The organism is Prevotella conceptionensis 9403948, assembly GCF_000312305.1.
Taxonomy (GTDB): domain Bacteria; phylum Bacteroidota; class Bacteroidia; order Bacteroidales; family Bacteroidaceae; genus Prevotella; species Prevotella conceptionensis.
The window spans coordinates 1-505 of record NZ_HE999542.1; the positions used below are offsets into that span (position 1 = coordinate 1).

The following is a 505-nucleotide window of genomic DNA, read 5'->3' on the forward strand; positions in this document are numbered from 1 at the left end:
CATAGTGGTGGATAAGGGACAAGTGCCCGTGCGTATCGACCGATTTATGACAGAAAGGTTGCAACATTCCAGCCGTAACCGCATACAAAAGGCCGCCGACGCGGGTTTCGTGCACGTAAACGAACGCCCCGTGAAGAGCAATTACAAGGTAAGGCCGGGCGATGTGATTACGCTGATGCTCGACCGACCGCACCACGACACGACCATCGAGGCCGAAGACATTCCACTCGATGTGGTGTACGAAGACGATGCGCTGATGGTTGTCAACAAGCCGGCGGGCATGGTGGTGCATCCCGGTGCGGGAAACTTCCACGGAACGCTAATCAACGCCGTGGCTTGGCACCCGCGCAACATGCCTTCGTTCGATGCCAACGACCCCGAAGTGGGGCTGGTTCACCGCATTGATAAGGATACAAGCGGACTTTTGGTGGTGGCAAAGACACCCGAGGCCAAGCGAAAGCTGGGTTTGCAGTTCTTTAACAAAACCACTCACCGCAGTTACAAC

Annotated in this window: 1 protein-coding gene; it reads left to right on the top strand. The window is 55.8% G+C overall.

Annotated features, from left to right (window positions below; all coding sequences use genetic code 11):
* A partial coding sequence (locus tag BN93_RS16200) for a pseudouridine synthase (protein WP_019189300.1) occupies positions 1–505 on the top strand: 505 nt, incomplete at both ends.